This window comes from Janthinobacterium sp. PAMC25594 (assembly GCF_019443505.1).
Lineage (GTDB): Bacteria > Pseudomonadota > Gammaproteobacteria > Burkholderiales > Burkholderiaceae_D > Janthinobacterium.
This window is the reverse complement of the sequence record NZ_CP080377.1, coordinates 2,963,281-2,982,287: the sequence shown is the minus strand read 5'-3', so window position 1 is coordinate 2,982,287 and position 19,007 is coordinate 2,963,281. Positions and strand designations below refer to the sequence as shown.

Sequence of the window (19,007 nt, the reverse complement as noted above, 5' to 3'; positions counted from 1 at the left end):
CGGGCTTATTTGGCCGCCTGCGCCTTTTCCGCCGTGGCGCGGATGGTGGCGAGCGTCGCGTTCGGCGTGATCAGGTTGCCGTCATAGCGCAGCTCGATCAAGGCCGGCAAGTTGTGCGCCCTGGCGTGCGCCAGCGCCCGCTGCAGGGCGGGAGCGAACTCTTCTGTCGTAGTCACCACTTCGCCGTGCGCGCCATACGCCTGCGCCAGCGCCGCAAAATCCGGGTTGTGCAGGGTCGTGCCCGACACGCGGCCCGGGTAATCGCGTTCCTGGTGCATGCGGATGGTGCCGAACATCTGGTTATTGAAGACGATGATGACCACGCCCGCCTGGTATTGCACGGCGGTGGCCAGTTCCTGGCCATTCATCATGTATTCGCCATCGCCGGCAAAGGTAATGACGGTGCGCTCCGGATGCACGATCTTCGCCGCCACGCCGGACGGTACGCCGTAGCCCATGGCGCCGTTCGTCGGCGCCAGTTGCGTGCGCATGCCGCCGTAGCGATAAAAACGGTGCGCCCACGAGGCGTAATTGCCGGCGCCGTTCGTCACGATGGTATCAAGGGGGGCCTGCGCCATGATCTCCTGCGTCACTTGCCACAGGTCCAGCGCTGCCTGGCCATCCTGGAAGATGGGCGGGCGCTCCTGGTAGGCGGCCAGCTCGGCCTTGGCTTCGCCCGGCGTATGTTTCCATGCGGAAGCGTCGACGGGGGGCATGGCGGCCAGCATGGCGCAGACCTGCGGCATGCCGCTGTTGATCATCAGTTCGGCCTGGTAAACGCTGCCCAGCTCCTCGGCGTCCGTATGGATGTGCACCAGGCGCTGGCGCGGCACGGGCGAGTCGAACAGGGTATAGCCGCCCGTCGTCATTTCACCGAGGCGCGGGCCGATGGCGATGACCAGGTCGGCATTTTTCACGCGCGCGGCCAGTTTCGGGTTGATGCCGATGCCCACGTCGCCGATGTAGTTGGGGTGGGCATTGTCGAGCAAGTCCTGGAAGCGGAAAGCGCAGGCGACGGGCAGGTGGTTGCTTTCCGCGAACTGCTGCAGGTCGGCGCACGCCTGCGGCGTCCAGGTGGTGCCGCCCAGCAAGACCAGCGGACGCTGCGCCTCGGCCAGCATGGCGCGCAATTGCAGCAGTTGCTGTGCTGATGGCGATGCCTGCACGCTCTGGTAGGCGCGCGTGTCGGCGACAGTCGCCATGGAAATGAGCATGTCTTCCGGCAAGGCCAGCACGACAGGGCCGGGGCGCCCGCTGGTGGCGACCTGGAAGGCGCGCGCCAGGTATTCGGGGATGCGCTCGGCGCGGTCGATCTGCGCCACCCACTTGGCCATCTGGCCGTACATGCGGCGGTAGTCGATTTCCTGGAACGCTTCGCGGTCGACGAAATCATTGCCCACCTGGCCGATGAACAGGATCATCGGCGTGGAATCCTGGTAGGCCGTGTGCACGCCGATCGAGGCGTTGGTGGCACCCGGTCCGCGCGTGACGAAGCAGATGCCCGGCTTGCCCGTCAGCTTGCCGTAGGCTTCGGCCATGAAGGCGGCGCCGCCTTCCTGGCGGTTGATGATGAAGCGGATGCCCGAATCGTGCAGGGCGTCGAGCACGTCCAGGTAGCTTTCGCCAGGCACGCCAAAAGCGGTGTCGACACCATGGATCTGCAGGGCATCGACCAGGATCTGGCCGCCGGTACGGGATTGTTGCGTCATGTTCGGCTCTTTATATTCTAGTGGGGTGGCAAAGAAAATCGGGCAAGCGGTGCGCATGCGCTCGCATGCAAGCAGCTTGCCTCATTCTATGTGAGCCGATTTGGCCCGGCTTTTGAAATGGCGACACCGAATTACACAATCCCCCGGGCCGGGGCCCGGCGAGCGGTGTCGTTCCGGCACAGGCCTTTTTGCAGAAACATGCTGCGGCGCGGTACAATGGCGGGTGAAGCAGGCCAGACAGTCGCTGGCCGGCGCAGCAATGCGCTGGCGGGAGGAAGGTCCGGACTCCATAGAGCGGGGTGACGGTTAACGGCCGTCCGCTGAAAGCCGACCCGGCGTACTTGTATGCCGGGGGAGTATAAGGCGAGGAATAGGGCCACAGAGACGAGCGTATTAAGTTACGGTGAAACGCGGTAACCTCCACCTGGTGCAATTTCAAATAGGCACGCGATGATGCTGCTCGCGGAGCGTGCGGGTAGAAAGCTTGAGCGCCCGAGTAATCTGGCGCCTAGAGGAATGACTGTCATAGCGCCAACCTGCAAGGGAAGGCGCCGTAACAAAATCCGGCCTACCGGCCTGCTTCACTTGAATTCGTGCTCCCTGGTCTGCCGGGGAGTGTATCGGCCGCAGCGGTTTGCTTGCTGCGCGCCGCCAAAAAGCCCCCGCGAAGGGGCTTTTTTTGTTTCTAAAAATAGTGCACTCAAGATAAAGTTGTATATACAACTAAAGTGGACAATTGGTTAAAGTTTCTTCGATCCAATTAATTGCTGCATTGCAAAAATAGTTGACCCGCATCAGGCCAACCCCTGAAAACAGGGCCGGTACGCGGCAAGGGCGCCATTTTTTTGCCTTAAACCAAGTCTTTTGCTGTGGCTGCTTGCTGTTGTGCCTGGATAGCGAAAGTATTGTCATGTGTCAACTAACTGTAAAAAATTCAATTTTTACATTTCGTCTTTTTCGATGTTTACGGTAGGAAAACACATGTGTGCATATGAGGTAGCACATTCACTATCTTTCATAAGTATCTAATTTATCGATATATTTTTATTTGAGACTGCTTCAACGATATGCGCTAAGTCCTTAATTTCATTAATAAAATTCCTGTTTTGCCAATCGGAAACCGCTTGACCACTATCTTTGCTTACTCTAAAGTGGGCAACTGTGTGAAAAAGTGTGTTTTTGTGGGAAATTTCCCCTTTTCATCATGATGCGCAAGCGTCGCAACCCAAGCTCAAAAAAGGTCTTCCGTGTTTCAAGGCGCGTCCGCAATCAATCTCGATGCCAAAGGCAGGATGTCTATCCCTGCCAAGCACCGTGACGCGCTGGCGATTCAATGCGAAGGCCGTCTGACCCTGACCAAGCACCCCGATGGCTGCCTGCTGTTTTTCCCCCGTCCCGTGTGGGAAAGCCACCGCCAGCAAATCGCCGCCTGGCCCATGTCGGCGCGCGCCTGGCAGCGCATCTTCCTCGGCAACGCCGTCGACGTCGAGCTGGACTCGGCCGGCCGCGTGCTGATCTCGCCCGAATTGCGCAACGCCGTGGGGCTGTCGCGCGAAGTCATGATGATCGGCATGGGCAGCCACTTTGAAATATGGGATGCCGCCAGGTTGGCCGACAAAGAACAGCAGGCGATCGATGCCGGCACCCCCGATGTACTTTCCAATTTTTCTTTCTAAGGCTCCGTAATGACACAACTCACGGTGCCGGAATTTCAGCATCGCACGGTGCTGCTCGATGAAGCGGTCGATGCGCTCGACCTGTCGGGCGACCGCGCGCACGGTATTTACGTCGATGGCACGTTTGGCCGCGGCGGGCATAGCCGATTGATTTTGTCGCGCCTGGCCGCTGATGCGCGCCTGATCGGCTTCGACAAGGATTTGCAAGCCATCGCCACGGCCGAACAGATCGGCGACCCCCGCTTTGAAATTGTCCATGACAGCTTTGCCACCATGACGGCCAGCCTGGCCGCGCGTGGCGTGCAGCAGGTGGACGGCATCTTGCTCGACCTGGGCATCTCGTCGCCGCAGGTCGACGACGCGGCGCGCGGTTTCAGCTTCCGCAACGACGGACCGCTGGACATGCGCATGGATACGACGCGCGGCATCTCCGCGGCCGAATGGCTGGCGGTGGAAACCGAGCAGAATTTAGAGAAAGTGATACGCGATTATGGGGAAGAACGGTTTGCTTTTCAGATTGCAAAGGCGATTGTTGCTGGCCGGGCAGTCCAGCCAATTTCAAGCACACGACAGCTTGCCGGCATCGTGGCAGGCGCCGTCAAGACCCGCGAGAAGGGTAAGGACCCCGCTACCCGCACCTTTCAGGCAATCCGCATTTTCATTAACAAAGAGCTCGAGGATCTCGAGATCGGTCTGAACCAGGCGTATGCCTGCCTGGCGCCCGGCGCGCGCATGGCCGTGATCAGTTTTCATTCGCTGGAAGACCGCATGGTCAAGCGCTTCTTCGCCTCGAAGGCGAACGTGGAGCAGCCTGACCGCCGTCTGCCGATCCGCGCGGTCGACTTGCCGCAGCCGGAAATGAAGCTGATATTGAAGATGAAGCCGTCCGATGCCGAAATCGAGGGCAACCCGCGTTCGCGTTCGGCCGTGATGCGCGTGGCGCAGCGTTTGCCCATTCCAGTCAGTGGCGGCGTCCGATGACTGGCAAGCTGTGTGTCGTGCTGTCGGCGCTGCTGGTGTGCTGCGGCCTGTCGCTGGTGAACGCGCAGTACCAGTCGCGCCACCTGCTGATCGACCTGGAGCGCGCGCAAGCGCTGTCGCGCCAGCTCGACATCGACTGGGCGCAGCTGCAGCTGGATCAGTCCACTTTGGGCAAGCATGAACGCATCGAATCGATCGCACGGCGCGACCTGAGCATGACGCCGCTGACGGCGGCGCGTACGCAATACCTGACGGAGGGCGAATAATGAAGTTGGGCGGTAACAGCAACGGCCGGGTGGCGGCATCGAAAGGCGTGCCATTCTCGAAGAACCCTGTTCTGGCAGTGCGTCTGCCCGTCTGGCGTTCGCGCGTCGTGCTGTTCCTGCTGTTCTTCGCTTTCGCCGGCCTGGGCGCGCGCGCCCTGTGGCTGCAGGGCGTGTCGACGCAGTTTTTGCAAAAGCAGGGCAAGGCGCGCTACGAGCGCACGCTGGAACTGCCGGCCACGCGCGGCAAGATCACCGACCGCAACGGCCAGGTGCTGGCATCGTCCGTGCCCGTGAAAGCCATCTGGGCCATTCCCGACGACGTGCTGCAGGCGTCGCCCGAGAAAATCAACGCGCTGGCCGGCCTGCTGGAAATGAACGTCAACGAATTGCGCAAGAAGCTCGATTCGGACCGCAGCTTCGTTTACCTGAAACGCCAGGTCGAGATGGACGTGGCCGACAAGATCTCCAAGCTGGGCATCGATGGCATCGACGAGCGCAAGGAATACAAGCGCTTCTATCCACAGGGCGAAGTGATGACCCACGTGGTGGGCTTTACCAACGTGGAAGACGTGGGCCAGGAAAGCATGGAACTGGCGCAGCAGAAAACCCTCGTCGGCACCACCGGCAGCCGCCGCGTGATCAAGGACCGCCTGGGCCACATCGTCGAAGACATCGGCTTCATCCACGAACCGCATGACGGCAAGGACCTGACCCTGTCCGTCGACAGCAAGATCCAGTACATCGCCTTCACGCAGTTGAAGGAAGCGGTGGAAAAATTCAATGCCAAGGCCGGCGGCGCCGTGGTGCTCGACGTGCACACGGGCGAAGTGCTGGCCCTGGCCAACTACCCGAGCTACGACCCGAACGACCGCCGCAAGCTCACGGGCCAGCAGCTGCGCAACCGCGTCATGACCGACACCTTTGAACCCGGTTCGACCCTGAAGCCGATCACCGTCTCGCTGGCGCTCGACACGGGCCGGGTCAAGCCGACCACCCTGATCGACACGGGCCCGGGCCGCTACACCATCGCCGACCGCACCATTACCGACACCAAGCCGCACGGCGTGATCAGTGTCTCCGAAATCATCGAGATGTCGTCGAACATCGGCACCTCGAAAATCGCGCTGGGCATGCCGTCGCAGGAAATGTGGGAAATGTTTACCAAGGTGGGCTTCGGCCAGCAGCCGAAATGGGGCTTCCCCGGCGCCGTGGCCGGCCGCGTGCGTCCGTATAAATCGTGGCGCCCGGTGGAGCAGGCCACCATGAGCTACGGTAACGGCATTTCCGTGTCGCTGATCCAGCTGGCGCGCTCCTACATGATGTTCGCGCGTGATGGCGACACGATCCCCCTGTCATTCCAGAAGGTCAATGAGCTGCCCGTGGGCCAGCAGGTGATCAAGCCGAAGACGGCCGCCGAAATGCGCGCCATGCTGGAACTGGTGGTCTCCGGCGCGCACGGCTCGGCCAAGCGCGCCCAGGTCGCCGGCTACCGCGTGGGCGGCAAGACGGGTACCGCTTATAAAGTGGAAAACGGCCGCTATGCGATGCCGCGCAAATACATCGGCTCTTTCGTGGGCATGGTGCCGATGTCGGCGCCGCGCTTCATCATTGCCGTGATGATCGATGAACCGACCGGCCCGGCCCACTATGGCGGCCAGGTTGCCGCTCCCGCTTTCGCGGCGATTGCGACCAACGCGCTGCGCGCGATGAACGTACCGCCCGATTCCTCCGTTACCGAAATCGTGGTCCCGGCCAATGCCGGCCCGGAGGCCATGTGAAGTCACTCATGACCATACAAGACATCAGTTTGTGGATCAAAGCGGCTGCCCCGTCCGGGCAGCTGACGTCCGACTCGCGCCGCGTGCAAAGCGGCGACGTGTTTTTCGCCTATGCGGGCGCCACCGATTTTATCGCCGCTGCCATCGCGCAGGGCGCAGCCGCCATCGTGCATGACGCCGTGGAATGGAACGCCGCATGGAGCGTGCCGCATCTGCTGGTCAGCGACCTGAAACGCCTGGCCGGTCCCGTGGCGCATGCGTTCTACGACATGCCCGACAGTGCCATGTTCAGCGCTGGCGTGACGGGCACGAATGGCAAGACCTCGTGCGCGCTATGGCTGGCGCAAGCGCTGGCGCGCCTCGGTGTAACCTCGTCCGTCATCGGTACCTTGGGCGTGGGCCTGTGCAAGCCGCGCGGCGCCATCGAATTCGACGTCACCGGCTACACCACGCCCGACGCCGTGCTGCTGGCGCGCAAACTGGCCGCCATGCGCGACGCCGGCGCCAAAGCCGTTGCCATCGAAGTGTCGTCGATCGGCCTGGACCAGGAACGCGCGGCCGGCATGCATTTTGATGTCGCCATGTTCACCAATTTGACGCGCGACCACCTCGACTACCATGGCGACATGGCCACCTACGAGGCCGCCAAAGTCAAGCTGTTCGACTGGCCCGGCCTGAAAACGGCCGTCATCAACCTCGATGACGCCATGGGCTTGCGCCTGGCGGCGCACGTGGACGGCAAGCTGGCGGGCGAATATCCCGTCATCGGCTATACCCTGCAGGATGCAGCCAGCCAGCCCGACCTGCCTGGCGTGCTGATGCTGCGCGCCAGCCAGTTCCGCAGTCGCAATGCCGGCACCGACTTCCACCTGGAATGCGCGCTCGGCGTGGCGCTGGTCAAGACGCAGCTGGTGGGGCACTTCAATATCAGCAATGCGCTGGCCGTGCTGGGCGCCTTGCTGGCACACGGCACCGGCCTGCGCGCCGCCATCGACGGCATCGAATCCTTGCAGCCGGCCCCGGGCCGCATGCAGCAGGTGGGCGGCCAGGAAGCGCCGATGGTCGTCATCGATTACGCGCATACGCCGGATGCGCTGGAAAAGACCCTGGCCGCCTTGCGCCAGGTGGCGCAGGAACGGGGCGGCCAGCTGTGGTGCGTGTTCGGCTGCGGCGGCGACCGCGATCCGGGCAAGCGTCCGCAGATGGGCGCCATCGCGCAGCTGGCCGATCACGTGCTGGTTACCAGCGACAATCCGCGCAGCGAAGACCCGCACGCCATCATCGCGCAGATCGTCGCCGGCATGCGTGCCGACGGCCCGCAGCCGCAGGCCATCGAAGATCGCGCCGCGGCCATCCTGTCGGCCATCAAGCACGCCGCCAAGCCGGACGTGATCCTGTTGGCGGGCAAGGGCCATGAGCCGTACCAGGAAATCAAGGGCAAGAAACTGCCGTTCTCCGACGCCGATCATGCGCAGCTGGCCCTGTCCGCGCGCCTGACCATGATGAGGACGAACTGATGCGCGGCACCCTGACAGAACTGATGCCGTCGCTGGACGGCGCGCAGCTGACGGGCGACGCGGCGTTTGACGGCGTGTCCACCGACAGCCGCAGCGCCCAAGCCGGTTCGCTGTTCGTCGCCTTGCGCGGCGAGAGCTTCGACGCCCACGATTTCCTCGAGCAGGTGGCCGCGCGCGGCGTCGCCGCCGTGGTGGTCGAGCGCCTGCCCGCAGGCTGGGACAGCGGACGGGTAGCAGCCATCGTGGTGCCCGATACCCTGGTCGCGCTGGGCCGCATCGCCAATTTCTGGCGCGGCCGTTTCAATGTACCCGTCATCGGCGTCACCGGCAGCAATGGCAAGACCACCGTCAAGGAGATGATTTCATCGATCCTGGCGGCGGCCTTTGGCGAAGAAGCGCGCCTGGCCACGCGCGGCAACCTGAATAACGAGATCGGCGTGCCATTGACCCTGTTCCGTCTGAGCGAGCAACACCAGGCGGCCGTCATCGAGATGGGCATGAACCATCCGGGCGAAATCGCGCGCCTGGCGGCAATCGCCGCGCCGACCCTGGCGATGGTCAACAATGCGCAGCGCGAGCACCAGGAATTCATGCACACGGTAGTAGCGGTGGCGCGCGAAAACGGCGCGGCGCTGGCGGCATTGGCCGACGACGGCGTGGCCGTCTTCCCGCACGGCGATGAATTCACGCCCGTGTGGCGCGAGCTGGCCGGCGCGCGCGCCGTCATCACCTTCGGCCTGTCGAAAGAGGCGGACGTGAGCTGCACGCACCGCGCGGCCGAGGATTTTGGCAGCGACATGTTCGTCAGCGTGCGCGCGCAGGATGGCGGCTTGCGCCAGTTCTTCGTCGGCTTGCAGGCGGCGGGCGAGCACAATGTGCGCAATGCGCTGGCCGCCGTGGCATGCGCCGTCGGCGCCGGCATCGCCATCGACCATATCAAGCAGGGCCTGGAGGCGTTCGCGCCCGTGAATGGCCGCCTGCAGAAAAAACGTGCCGCCAACGGCGCCACCATCATTGACGACACGTATAACGCCAATCCGGATTCGGCGCGCGCGGCCATCGATGTGCTGGCGCAGGCAGCAAAGCCGCGCATCCTGGTGCTGGGCGAGATGGGCGAAGTCGGCACGCAGGGGCAGCAGTTCCACGAAGAGATCGGCGCCTACGCCGCCGCCAAAGGCATCGAACACGTGCTGGCGACGGGCGGCCTGGCGCGCCATCTGGTGAATGCGGCGCAGGCTGCCGCCAGCCAGGAATCAGGCACGGTCGTGGAGTATTTCGAACAGTTCGACGGTTTGCTGGCGGCGCTTGATGCGCATTTGTCCGGCCGTTCGGATGCAACAGTATTAATCAAGGGCTCCCGCTTCATGAAGATGGAACGGGCCGTGCAGCATTTGATTGGTTCAAACAACAATAACAAGGAAGCTCACTAATCATGCTGCTCTGGCTCGCTCATTATTTCCAGGACGACATTGGCCCATTGCGGGTCTTTAACTTCATCACTTTCCGCGCCGTCTTCGCCACCTTGACGGCGATTCTGATCGGCCTGTGCGCCGGTCCCGCCGTGATCCGCATGCTCACGCGCATGAAGGTCGGCCAGGCCGTGCGCACGGACGGCCCGCAGACGCACCTGAAAAAACACGGCACGCCCACCATGGGCGGTGTGCTGATCCTGATCGCCATCGGCATTTCCACCCTGCTGTGGGCCGACCTGTCGAACCGCTTCATCTGGCCGGTCCTGATCGTCACCCTGGGCTTTGGCGCCGTCGGCTGGGCCGACGACTACCGCAAGGTGGTGCACCAGGATCCGGAAGGCATGCGCTCGCGTGAAAAATACTTCTGGCAGTCGCTGATCGGCATCGTCGCCGCGTTTTACCTGGCGTTCTCCGTCTCCGTGTCGGAACCGGACGCGGGCCACGTGTGGAATCTGATCTACGCCTGGGTGCAGTCGGGCTTCGCCATGGACCTGCCGCCGAAAGCCGATCTGATCGTGCCCTTCTTTAAAACCATCAGCTATCCGCTGGGCGTGTGGGGCTTCATCGCGCTGACCTATTGCGTCATCGTCGGCACCAGCAACGCCGTCAATTTCACCGATGGCCTCGACGGCCTGGCCATCATGCCGACCGTGATGGTGGGTACGGCCCTGGGCCTGTTCGCCTACCTGACGGGTAACGCCACGTATGCGCGCTACCTGTTCATTCCGCACATTCCAGGCGCCGGCGAACTGGTGATCTTCTGCGGCGCGCTGGCCGGTTCCGGCCTGGCCTTCCTCTGGTATAACACGCACCCCGCGAAAGTGTTCATGGGCGACGTGGGCGCGCTGGCACTGGGCGGCGCGCTGGGCACCGTCGCCGTCATCGTGCGCCAGGAAATCGTCCTGTTCATCATGGGCGGCATCTTCGTCGTCGAAACGCTGTCCGTGATCATCCAGGTCGTCTGGTTCAAGTACACCAAGAAGCGCTATGGCGCTGGCCGCCGCGTTTTCCTGATGGCGCCACTGCATCACCATTTTGAACAAAAAGGCTGGAAAGAGACGCAGGTTGTCGTGCGTTTCTGGATCATCACCATGATGCTGGTGCTGCTCGGCCTGACCACCTTGAAGCTGCGCTGATGATGTACGACGCTAAAACCGCACTGGTACTGGGCCTTGGGGAGTCGGGCCTGGCCATGGCCCTGTGGCTGGCCCGCAGCGGTGCGACCGTGCGCGTGGCCGATACAAGGGAAACCCCTGAGCGCCTGGCCGCACTGCAGGCCGCCGTGCCGCAGGCGCGGTTCATCGCCGGCGCCTTCACGGCCGAATTGCTCGATGGCGTCGATTTCGTCGCCGTCAGCCCCGGCCTGGCGCCGCAGCGCGAACTGGCGCAGATCGCCCCGGCCGCAGCCGAGAAAAATATCCCCGTGTGGGGCGAGATCGAACTGTTCGCCCAAGCCTTGGCCGCGCTCAAGGCGGAACGCGGCTATGCGCCGAAAGTCATCGCCATCACGGGCACCAACGGCAAGACGACGGTCACCAGCCTGGTGGGCCTGCTGTGCGAGCGCGCCGGCCTGGCCACGCGCGTGGCCGGCAATATCAGCCCGGCCGCGCTGGACGTGCTGCGCGAAGTGCTCGATGCCGAGCCCGCGCCGCTGCCGCTCGATGCGGACGCTGAAGCGGCGGAACCCGTCGCCAGCACCTTGCCGCAAGCGTGGATTTTGGAGTTGTCCAGCTTCCAGTTGCACACGACGTTCAGCCTGCAGGCCGATGCGGCCACGGTCCTGAATCTATCGCAGGACCACCTGGACTGGCATGGCGACATGGCCTCCTATGCGAGCGACAAGGCACGCATCTTCGGCGACCAGACCGTGCGCATCCTGAACCGCGACGATGCGTCAGTTATGCACATGGCCGATCCGCTGGCCGCGACGATCACCTTCGGCACGGGCGAACCGGCGGAAGTCGACAGCTTTGGCCTGGTGAATGAACGCGGCATCTTCTGGCTGGCGCAAGCCGTGCCCAGCGAAGAAGTCATCGAGAAAAAACGCCGGAAGAACGATCCGGCGCCGGAACCGGTGCCGACGATGGCCAAGAAACTGATGCCGGCCGACGCGCTGAAGATCCGCGGCCAGCACAATGCCTCGAATGCGCTGGCGGCGCTGGCCCTGTGCCGCGCCATCGGCTTGCCGTTCGCGCCGCTGCTGCACGGCTTGCGCGAATACCAGGGCGAACCGCACCGGGTGGAACTGATCACGGCCGTGGGTGAAGTCGAATACTACGACGACAGCAAGGGCACCAACGTGGGCGCGACCGTGGCGGCCCTGTTCGGCCTGGGCAAGGCGTTTGGCGGCGCGGAACAGCGTTTGGTGCTGATCGCCGGCGGTGACGGCAAGGGGCAGGATTTTTCGCCGCTGGCTGAACCCGTGTCGCGCTACGTGCGGGCCGTGGTGCTGATCGGCCGCGATGCGCCTGCGCTGCGCGCTGCTCTGGAGCCGGCTGGCGTGGATATCATCGACTGCGCCACCTTGCCGGAAGCCGTCAAGCGCGCCAGCAGCCTGGCGCAGGCCGGCGATGCCGTGCTGCTGTCGCCCGCCTGCGCCAGCCTGGACATGTTCAAGAACTATGCGCACCGCGCGCAGGTGTTTGTCGACGCCGTGCGCGACATCGCGCTGGAAAACGGACAGGATATCTGATGGCCTTCCAACTGCCCTTCAGCTTTGGTTTCGGCTCGGCGGCCAAGCCGCTGGATAGCCGTGCGCGGCAATCGAAGATGATGGACTATGACAAGCCGCTGGTGTGGGTCGTCCTGCTGCTCATGTTGCTGGGCATGGTAATGGTGTATTCGGCGTCGATCTCGCTGTCGGACGCGCGCAAGTTCGCCGCTTACACGAACAATTATTTCGTCGTGCGCCAGGCATTGTTCATCGGTATATCGATCATCGTCGGCGCGCTGGTGTTCCGCATTCCCGTGGCCACCTGGCAAAAGATCGCGCCGTGGCTGTTCATCGGCACCCTGGTGCTGCTGGTGATGGTCTTGATACCGGGCCTGGGCGTGTCGGTCAACGGCGGTCGCCGCTGGCTGAACCTGCCGGGCCTGCGGCCGCAGCCGTCCGAGCTAATGAAGGTGGTGATGGTGCTGTACGCGGCCGATTACACGGTGCGCAAGCAGGAATACATGCACAAGCTGACCAAGGGCTTCATGCCGATGGCGCTGGCTGTGAGCTTCGTCGGCCTGCTGCTGCTGATGGAGCCCGATCTGGGTGCTTTCGGCGTGATCGTCTGCATCGCCATGGGTATCCTGTTCCTGGGCGGCGTCAACGCCATCTGGTTCGGCGGCATCGGCGCCATGCTGACGGCGATCTTCGTCACCATCATCGCCTTGTCGAAATTCCGCCGCGAGCGGTTTTTCGCGTATCTCGATCCGTGGCAGGAAGATAATGCCCTGAACAAGGCTTACCAGCTGACGCACTCGCTGATCGCCTTCGGGCGCGGCGAACTGTTTGGCGTGGGCCTGGGCGGCAGCGTGGAAAAGCTGCACTACCTGCCCGAAGCGCATACGGACTTCTTGCTGGCCGTGATCGGCGAGGAGCTTGGCCTGGTGGGCGTGCTGATCGTGATCGGCATGTTCTACTGGATTATCAAGCGCGCGTTCGACATCGGCCGCCAGGCGATCGCCATCGACCAGACCTTCGCGGGACTGACGGCGAAAGGCATCGCCATCTGGATCGGCGTGCAGACCTTCATCAACATGGGCGTGAACCTGGGCCTGCTGCCGACCAAGGGCCTGACTTTGCCCCTGATGAGTTATGGCGGCACGGGCGTACTGATTAACTGTATCGGCCTGGCGATCTTGCTGCGCATCGATTACGAAAACCGGATCCTGATGCGCGGAGGCCGGCTATGAACAACGTGACGAACTTGAAAACGACGAAAAGACTGATGATCATGGCGGCCGGCACCGGCGGCCATATTTTCCCGGGCCTGGCGATTGCGCAGACCATGCGCGCGCGCGGCTGGGAAGTGAGCTGGCTGGGCACGACCCATGGCATGGAGCAGGAACTGGTGCCGAAAAGCGGCATTCCCATGGACGCCATCGAATTTTCCGGCATGCGCGGCAAGGGCCTGGCGCATACGCTCAAAGGCGGCTTCAGGATGCTGGCCAGCCTCTTTGCCATCCGCCGCTTCATCGCCAGCCGCAAGCCGGACGTGGTGATGGGCATGGGCGGCTACGTCACCGTGCCGGGCGGCCTGATGGCGCGCCTGAAGGGCGTGCCGCTGGTGCTGGTCAATGCCGATGCGGCGCTGCTGTTGTCGAACAAGACGCTGGTGCCGCTGGCGCAGCAGGTGTGCTTCGGTTTTCCCGCCGATTTCGGCAGCGCCGCCGGCAAGGCCGTCGTCACGGGCAATCCCGTGCGCGCCGAGATCCTCGCCATGGCGCCGCCGGCCTCGCGTTTCGCGGGCCGCAGCGGGCCGCTGCGCATCCTGGTGGTGGGCGGCAGCCTGGGCGCGAAAGCGCTGAACGACAATCTGCCTGCCGCGCTGGCACTGATGCCGGAGGGCGTACGTCCGCTGGTGACGCACCAGTCGGGCAAGAAGAATATCGACGCCCTGCATGCCGCGTATGCGCAGGCGGGCGTGCAAGCCAATGTGGTCGATTTCATCGACGACATGGCCAGGGCGTATACCGAGGCCGACCTGGTGATTTGCCGCGCAGGCGCCATCACCCTGTCGGAATTGACGGCGGCCGGCGTGGCCAGCGTGCTCGTGCCGCTGGTGGCGTCGACCACGAGTCACCAGCGCGACAATGCGCAATGGATGGCGAAGCAGGGCGCGGCGATTCATCTGCCGCAGACGGAAATGAGTGCGGCGTCGCTGAGCACCCTGCTGGCGTCCTTGACGCGCGACAGCTGCCAGCACATGGCGCAGGCGGCACTGGCAGCAGGCAAGCGCGACGCCAATGAGGCGATCGCACACGTATTGGAAAAACTGGCATGAGGTTAGCTCTGTGAAGCATAAAGTAAACAATATCCACTTTGTCGGCATTGGCGGCAGCGGCATGAGCGGCATCGCCGAAGTGCTGGTCAACCTCGGCTACAAGGTGTCGGGTTCCGACCTGGGCAGCAATGCGGCGACGCAGCGCCTGGCGAGCCTGGGCGCGACTGTCATGCTCGGCCACGCGGCCGAGAATATCGGCGACGCCGATGCGGTGGTGACATCGGGCGCCGTCCCGCAAGACAATCCGGAAGTGGTGGCCGCGCGCGCGCGCAAGATCCCGCTGGTGCCGCGCGCCGTGATGCTCGGTGAATTGATGCGTTTGAAACGCGGCATCGCCATCGCGGGCACGCACGGCAAGACGACGACCACCAGCCTGGTCGCGTCCGTGCTGGCGCAGGGCGGCCTCGACCCGACTTTCGTCATCGGCGGACGCCTGACCAGCGCGGGCGCGAACGCCAAGCTGGGCTCGGGCGATTACCTGGTGGCCGAAGCGGACGAATCGGACGCCTCGTTCCTGAACCTGACGCCGATGATCGAAGTGATCACGAATATCGACGCCGATCACATGGACACTTACGAGCACGACTTCGAAAAGCTCAAGCAGGCCTTCGTGCAGTTCACGCACCGTTTGCCTTTCTATGGCCGCGCCATGTTGTGCATCGACGATCCGCATGTGCGCGCCATCATCCCCTTCGTGACCAAGCCGGTCACCACCTATGGCTTCGCGGAAGACGCCGAAGTGCGCGCCATCAATGCGCGTGCCGTGGGACTGGAAATGCATTTCACCGTGCTGCAGGAAGGCTATCCCGATCTCGACGTGGTGCTGAACCAGCCCGGCATGCACAATGTGCAGAATGCCTGTTCGGCGATCGCCATCGCGCGCGAAATCGGCATCGCCGACAGCGCCACGCAGCAGGGCCTGGCCGAGTTCTCCGGCGTGGGCCGGCGCTTCACGCGCTATGGCGACGTGGCACTGCCGAGCGGCGGCACTTTTGCGCTGGTCGACGATTTCGGCCACCATCCGGTGGAAACGGAAGTCACCCTGGCCGCCGCGCGCGCCGCCTATCCTGGCCGCCGCCTGGTGCTGGCTTTCCAGCCGCACCGCTACAGCCGCACGCGCGACCTGTTCGAAGATTTCGTCAAGGTGCTCGGTGCGCCCGACGTGCTGCTGCTGTCTGAAGTGTATGCGGCCGGCGAAGCGCCTATCGTCGCCGCCGACGGCCGCGCATTGGCGCATGCGCTGCGCGCGCGCGGCAAGATCGAACCGATTTTCGTCGAGTCCATGACGGACATGGCCGACACCATCATGAGCGTGGCGCGCGACGGCGACGTCGTGCTGACCATGGGGGCCGGCTCGATCAGCGGCATCCCGAATCAACTGACAACGTATCAATCTCACACTGTAAAGGCCTGACGTGAACCAAGCTTCAGCTATCGACGTTAAACAATTGGGCAAGGTCGGCGTCCTGTTCGGCGGCCGCTCGGCCGAGCGCGAAGTGTCGCTGATGTCCGGCGCGGGCGTGTTGGCCGCGTTGAAAAGCCACGGCGTGGATGCGCATGGCTTCGACACGGGCGAACGCAGCCTGGCCGAACTGGCCGCAGAAAAATTTGACCGCGTCTTCATTGCGCTGCACGGCCGCTTTGGTGAAGACGGCAGCCTGCAGGGCGCGCTGGAACAACTGGGCATTCCCTACACGGGCAGCGGCGTGATGGCTTGCTCGGTGGGCATGGACAAGGTTTACACCAAGATGATCTGGCTGATGCACCAGCTGCCGACGCCGAAGTACGCGGTGCTGGACGACAGCTCCGACTTGTCGAAGGTCGCCGCGCAACTGGGCTTGCCGCTGATCGTCAAGCCGCCGCATGAAGGCTCGAGCATTGGCATCACGACGGTCAACGAGGCGTCGGCCTTCCAGGCGGCCTATGACATCGCCGCCGGTCTCGATGATTCTGTGCTGGCCGAGGAATTCATCAAGGGCCGCGAGTTTACCGTCGCGATCCTGGGCAAGGGCGCCGCGGCGCGCGCGCTGCCGCCGATTGAAATCGTCGCCCCGCAAGGCAATTACGATTACCAGAACAAGTACTTCACGGACGATACGCAGTATTTCTGCCCGCCGCAGCTGGACCCGGCGATCATCGCCGAGATGGAACGCATCGCCCTGGCAGCGTACCGCGCCCTCGGCTGCGAAGGCTGGGGACGGGTCGATGTGCTGATGCGCGCGGCCGACAGCAAGCTGTTTTTGCTGGAGGTGAATACGTCGCCCGGCATGACGGGCCACTCGCTCGTGCCGATGGCGGCGCGCGCGGAAGGCACCTGCTATGAAGACCTGTGCCTGGAAATCGTTTCCGGCGCAAGCCTGAAAATGCACAAGGGACAGCGCTGATATGTGGCATGACGCTAAAAGCCTGAATACGACTGCCAACGGCTTGTTGGCCGCGGTTCTGGTCGTATGCGTGGCGGCCGGCGTCTGGTGGGTGTCGCAGCGTCCCATGTTCGACCTGCGCAGCATCAAGGTGGAAAGTGTGGACGACAAGGGTCTGCGTCACGTGAATTACCTGACCCTGCGCAGCGGCACGTTGGGCCGCATCAAGGGCAATTTCTTCACGACCAACCTGGAAAGCGTGCGCGGCGTGTTCGAATCGGTGCCCTGGGTGCGCCGTGCCAGCGTGCGGCGCGAGTGGCCGAACCAGCTGATCGTGGCGCTGGAAGAACACGAAGCGCTGGGCACCTGGGGCGAGGATGGACGTCTGCTGTCGGTCAAGGGCGACGTGTTTACGGCCAATGTGGCCGAAGCCGAAGATGACCATGAATTGCCTGCCTTCGCCGGCCCCGATGGCAGCGAGAAGGAAGTGCTGGCCACCTACGTGCAGCTGGCAAAGTGGTTTTCACCTTTGAAGATGGTGCCTGAATCGCTGTCGCTGTCGAGCCGCTATGCGTGGACGGTGAAACTGGATAACGGCATGAGCGTGGCGCTGGGGCGCGAGCAGAATCATACGACCCTGAAGGCGCGGGTCGACCGGCTGGTGGGCATCTACCCGCAGCTGGCGAGCCGGCTGGAGAATATCGACACAATCGATATGCGCTACCAGAATGGCCTGGCGCTCAGTTCCGCCGGCCTGGTGATACCGGCCGAAGGCAAGGATGGCAGGCCGGCGCCGGCGATCAGGAAGAAGAATGGCAGTCCGATTAAAAAACCGACTTAACCCAATAATTTTAATTTATAGCCCATACAGTAGGCGACAGAAATGACAAAAGACGCGAAAAACCTGATCGTCGGCCTCGACATCGGCACCTCGAAAGTGGTGGCGGTGGTAGCCGAAGTGATGTCCGACGGACGCCACGAAGTGATCGGGCTGGGCCAGCACGAATCGAAGGGCCTGAAAAAGGGCGTGGTGGTCAATATCGAGGCCACGGTGGAATCCATCCAGCGCGCGCTGGAAGAGGCCGAGCTGATGGCTGACTGCAAGATCCGCAATGTGTACGCGGGCATTGCGGGCAGCCATATCCGCAGCTTCAATTCCAGCGGCATGGTGGCCATCAAGGACAAGGAAGTGACGGCGACCGACGTGGCGCGCGTCATCGAGACGGCAAAAGCGGTTAACATTCCGACCGATCAGCAATTGCTGCACACGGTGCCGCAAGAGTTCATCGTCGACAGCCAGGAAGATGTGCGCGAGCCTATCGGCATGAGCGGCATCCGCCTGGAAGTAAAGGTGCATATCGTCACCGGAGCCGTGTCGGCGGTGCAGAACATCGTCAAGTGCGTGCGCCGCTGCGGCCTGGAAGTGTCGGACCTGATCCTGCAGCCGATGGCGTCGGCCGATGCGGTGCTCACGCCCGACGAGAAGGAACTGGGCGTGGTGCTGATCGACATCGGCGGCGGCACGACCGATGTGGCGGTATTCTCCGATGGCGCGATCCGCCATACGGCAGTCATTCCCATCGCCGGCGACCAGATCACCAACGACATCGCCATGGCCTTGCGTACCCCGACCGCGGAAGCGGAAGAAATCAAGATCCGCTATGGCGTGGCCAAGCAGGTCCTGGCCGACCCTGGCGAATCGCTGGAAGTGCCTGGCCTGGGCGACCGCGGCCCGCGCAACCTGTCGCGCCAGGCGCTGGCGGCAGTGATCGAGCCGCGCGTCGAGGAGCTGTTCGCGATGGTGCACCAGGTGGTGCGCGAATCCGGTTATGAAGGCGTGCTGTCGTCGGGCATCGTGCTCACGGGCGGCACTTCCATCATGCCCGGCATGGTGGAAATGGCGGAAGATATTTTCCTGAAACCGGCGCGCCTGGGCACGCCCGAGTATCGGGGCCAGCTGGCCGACGTGGTGCGCAGTCCGCGCTATGCCACGGTATTGGGCCTGCTGCTGGAAGCGAAGAAGCAATACCTGCGCGGCCACATTGTGACGCGTCAGGACGGCTCGGTGAAGGCAGTCTGGCAGCGCATGAAGGAATGGTTTTTGGGCAATTTTTAAGGGCGTACTTCAAGCCCGGCAGCACAGGTTTTTTGGCAGCATCGCAGGTACACACACATAACTTTATTTTATATTTAACCGCAGTTTTCAATCTCCAGTTCTCCTACCAATATGAGGCCTGGCGCTTGGAAACCG

15 protein-coding genes and 1 other RNA gene are annotated in these 19,007 nt (G+C 63.1%); 15 read left to right on the top strand and 1 reads right to left on the bottom strand.

What is annotated here, in order from left to right:
• Positions 1-5: 5 nt before the first annotated feature.
• The gene (locus tag KY494_RS13385) at positions 6-1,709 is read right to left on the bottom strand and encodes a thiamine pyrophosphate-binding protein (RefSeq protein WP_219891253.1); all 1,704 of its coding nucleotides are present in this window, start codon (positions 1,707-1,709) and stop codon (positions 6-8) included.
• 225 nt (positions 1,710-1,934) lie between these two features.
• Here KY494_RS13385 and rnpB point away from each other — a divergent pair.
• The 15 genes from rnpB to ftsA all read left to right on the top strand — a co-directional run bounded on the left by rnpB (position 1,935) and on the right by ftsA (position 18,872).
• Positions 1,935-2,296: RNase P RNA component class A (rnpB, locus tag KY494_RS13380), an RNA gene on the top strand.
• Positions 2,297-2,956: 660 nt separating this feature from the next.
• The gene (gene mraZ / locus KY494_RS13375; RefSeq protein ID WP_219135091.1) at positions 2,957-3,385 is read left to right on the top strand and encodes a division/cell wall cluster transcriptional repressor MraZ; all 429 of its coding nucleotides are present in this window, start codon (positions 2,957-2,959) and stop codon (positions 3,383-3,385) included.
• 9 nt (positions 3,386-3,394) lie between these two features.
• The gene (rsmH, locus tag KY494_RS13370; RefSeq protein WP_219891252.1) at positions 3,395-4,366 is read left to right on the top strand and encodes a 16S rRNA (cytosine(1402)-N(4))-methyltransferase RsmH; all 972 of its coding nucleotides are present in this window, start codon (positions 3,395-3,397) and stop codon (positions 4,364-4,366) included.
• On the top strand, positions 4,363-4,632 hold the full coding sequence (gene ftsL / locus KY494_RS13365; protein WP_034748894.1) for a cell division protein FtsL: 270 nt from the start codon (positions 4,363-4,365) through the stop codon (positions 4,630-4,632). The genes rsmH and ftsL overlap by 4 nt, the downstream gene beginning before the upstream one ends.
• Positions 4,632-6,410: a penicillin-binding protein 2 gene (locus KY494_RS13360; protein WP_131689269.1), complete on the top strand. Its 1,779-nt coding sequence runs from the start codon at positions 4,632-4,634 to the stop codon at positions 6,408-6,410. Before ftsL ends, KY494_RS13360 begins: the two co-directional genes overlap by 1 nt.
• An 8-nt stretch (positions 6,411-6,418) precedes the next feature.
• Positions 6,419-7,927 carry a UDP-N-acetylmuramoyl-L-alanyl-D-glutamate--2,6-diaminopimelate ligase gene (locus KY494_RS13355; protein ID WP_219891251.1) on the top strand — a complete coding sequence of 503 codons (1,509 nt, stop codon included), beginning with the start codon at positions 6,419-6,421 and terminating at the stop codon, positions 7,925-7,927.
• The gene (murF, locus tag KY494_RS13350) at positions 7,927-9,357 is read left to right on the top strand and encodes a UDP-N-acetylmuramoyl-tripeptide--D-alanyl-D-alanine ligase (protein ID WP_219891250.1); all 1,431 of its coding nucleotides are present in this window, start codon (positions 7,927-7,929) and stop codon (positions 9,355-9,357) included. Before KY494_RS13355 ends, murF begins: the two co-directional genes overlap by 1 nt.
• A gap of 2 nt (positions 9,358-9,359) precedes the next feature.
• Positions 9,360-10,535, top strand: a complete 1,176-nt coding sequence (gene mraY, locus KY494_RS13345) for a phospho-N-acetylmuramoyl-pentapeptide-transferase (protein ID WP_071079386.1) — start codon at positions 9,360-9,362, stop codon at positions 10,533-10,535.
• On the top strand, positions 10,535-12,091 hold the full coding sequence (gene murD / locus KY494_RS13340) for a UDP-N-acetylmuramoyl-L-alanine--D-glutamate ligase (protein ID WP_219891249.1): 1,557 nt from the start codon (positions 10,535-10,537) through the stop codon (positions 12,089-12,091). Before mraY ends, murD begins: the two co-directional genes overlap by 1 nt.
• On the top strand, positions 12,091-13,302 hold the full coding sequence (gene ftsW / locus KY494_RS13335) for a putative lipid II flippase FtsW (protein ID WP_219891248.1): 1,212 nt from the start codon (positions 12,091-12,093) through the stop codon (positions 13,300-13,302). Before murD ends, ftsW begins: the two co-directional genes overlap by 1 nt.
• The gene (murG, locus tag KY494_RS13330) at positions 13,299-14,393 is read left to right on the top strand and encodes an undecaprenyldiphospho-muramoylpentapeptide beta-N-acetylglucosaminyltransferase (RefSeq protein WP_219891247.1); all 1,095 of its coding nucleotides are present in this window, start codon (positions 13,299-13,301) and stop codon (positions 14,391-14,393) included. The genes ftsW and murG overlap by 4 nt, the downstream gene beginning before the upstream one ends.
• A 10-nt stretch (positions 14,394-14,403) precedes the next feature.
• Positions 14,404-15,807 carry a UDP-N-acetylmuramate--L-alanine ligase gene (gene murC / locus KY494_RS13325; protein ID WP_219891246.1) on the top strand — a complete coding sequence of 468 codons (1,404 nt, stop codon included), beginning with the start codon at positions 14,404-14,406 and terminating at the stop codon, positions 15,805-15,807.
• 1 nt (position 15,808) lies between these two features.
• On the top strand, positions 15,809-16,777 hold the full coding sequence (locus tag KY494_RS13320; protein WP_258194844.1) for a D-alanine--D-alanine ligase: 969 nt from the start codon (positions 15,809-15,811) through the stop codon (positions 16,775-16,777).
• Between the two features lies 1 nt (position 16,778).
• A complete protein-coding gene (locus KY494_RS13315; protein WP_219135102.1) occupies positions 16,779-17,597 on the top strand; it encodes a cell division protein FtsQ/DivIB in 819 nt (272 codons plus the stop codon).
• Between the two features lie 42 nt (positions 17,598-17,639).
• Complete coding sequence (gene ftsA / locus KY494_RS13310; RefSeq protein ID WP_010394955.1) at positions 17,640-18,872, top strand: cell division protein FtsA; 1,233 nt, start codon at positions 17,640-17,642, stop codon at positions 18,870-18,872.
• Positions 18,873-19,007 lie beyond the last annotated feature (135 nt).

What these genes read in the sequence shown, in the direction of transcription:
- KY494_RS13385 (WP_219891253.1), bottom strand. Translation starts at nt 1,709, where the DNA reads ATGACGCAACAATCCCGTACCGGCGGCCAGATCCTGGTCGATGCCCTG.
- rsmH (WP_219891252.1), top strand. Translation starts at nt 3,395, where the DNA reads ATGACACAACTCACGGTGCCGGAATTTCAGCATCGCACGGTGCTGCTC.
- ftsL (WP_034748894.1), top strand. Translation starts at nt 4,363, where the DNA reads ATGACTGGCAAGCTGTGTGTCGTGCTGTCGGCGCTGCTGGTGTGCTGC.
- KY494_RS13360 (WP_131689269.1), top strand. Translation starts at nt 4,632, where the DNA reads ATGAAGTTGGGCGGTAACAGCAACGGCCGGGTGGCGGCATCGAAAGGC.
- KY494_RS13355 (WP_219891251.1), top strand. Translation starts at nt 6,419, where the DNA reads ATGACCATACAAGACATCAGTTTGTGGATCAAAGCGGCTGCCCCGTCC.
- murF (WP_219891250.1), top strand. Translation starts at nt 7,927, where the DNA reads ATGCGCGGCACCCTGACAGAACTGATGCCGTCGCTGGACGGCGCGCAG.
- mraY (WP_071079386.1), top strand. Translation starts at nt 9,360, where the DNA reads ATGCTGCTCTGGCTCGCTCATTATTTCCAGGACGACATTGGCCCATTG.
- murD (WP_219891249.1), top strand. Translation starts at nt 10,535, where the DNA reads ATGATGTACGACGCTAAAACCGCACTGGTACTGGGCCTTGGGGAGTCG.
- ftsW (WP_219891248.1), top strand. Translation starts at nt 12,091, where the DNA reads ATGGCCTTCCAACTGCCCTTCAGCTTTGGTTTCGGCTCGGCGGCCAAG.
- murG (WP_219891247.1), top strand. Translation starts at nt 13,299, where the DNA reads ATGAACAACGTGACGAACTTGAAAACGACGAAAAGACTGATGATCATG.
- KY494_RS13315 (WP_219135102.1), top strand. Translation starts at nt 16,779, where the DNA reads ATGTGGCATGACGCTAAAAGCCTGAATACGACTGCCAACGGCTTGTTG.
- ftsA (WP_010394955.1), top strand. Translation starts at nt 17,640, where the DNA reads ATGACAAAAGACGCGAAAAACCTGATCGTCGGCCTCGACATCGGCACC.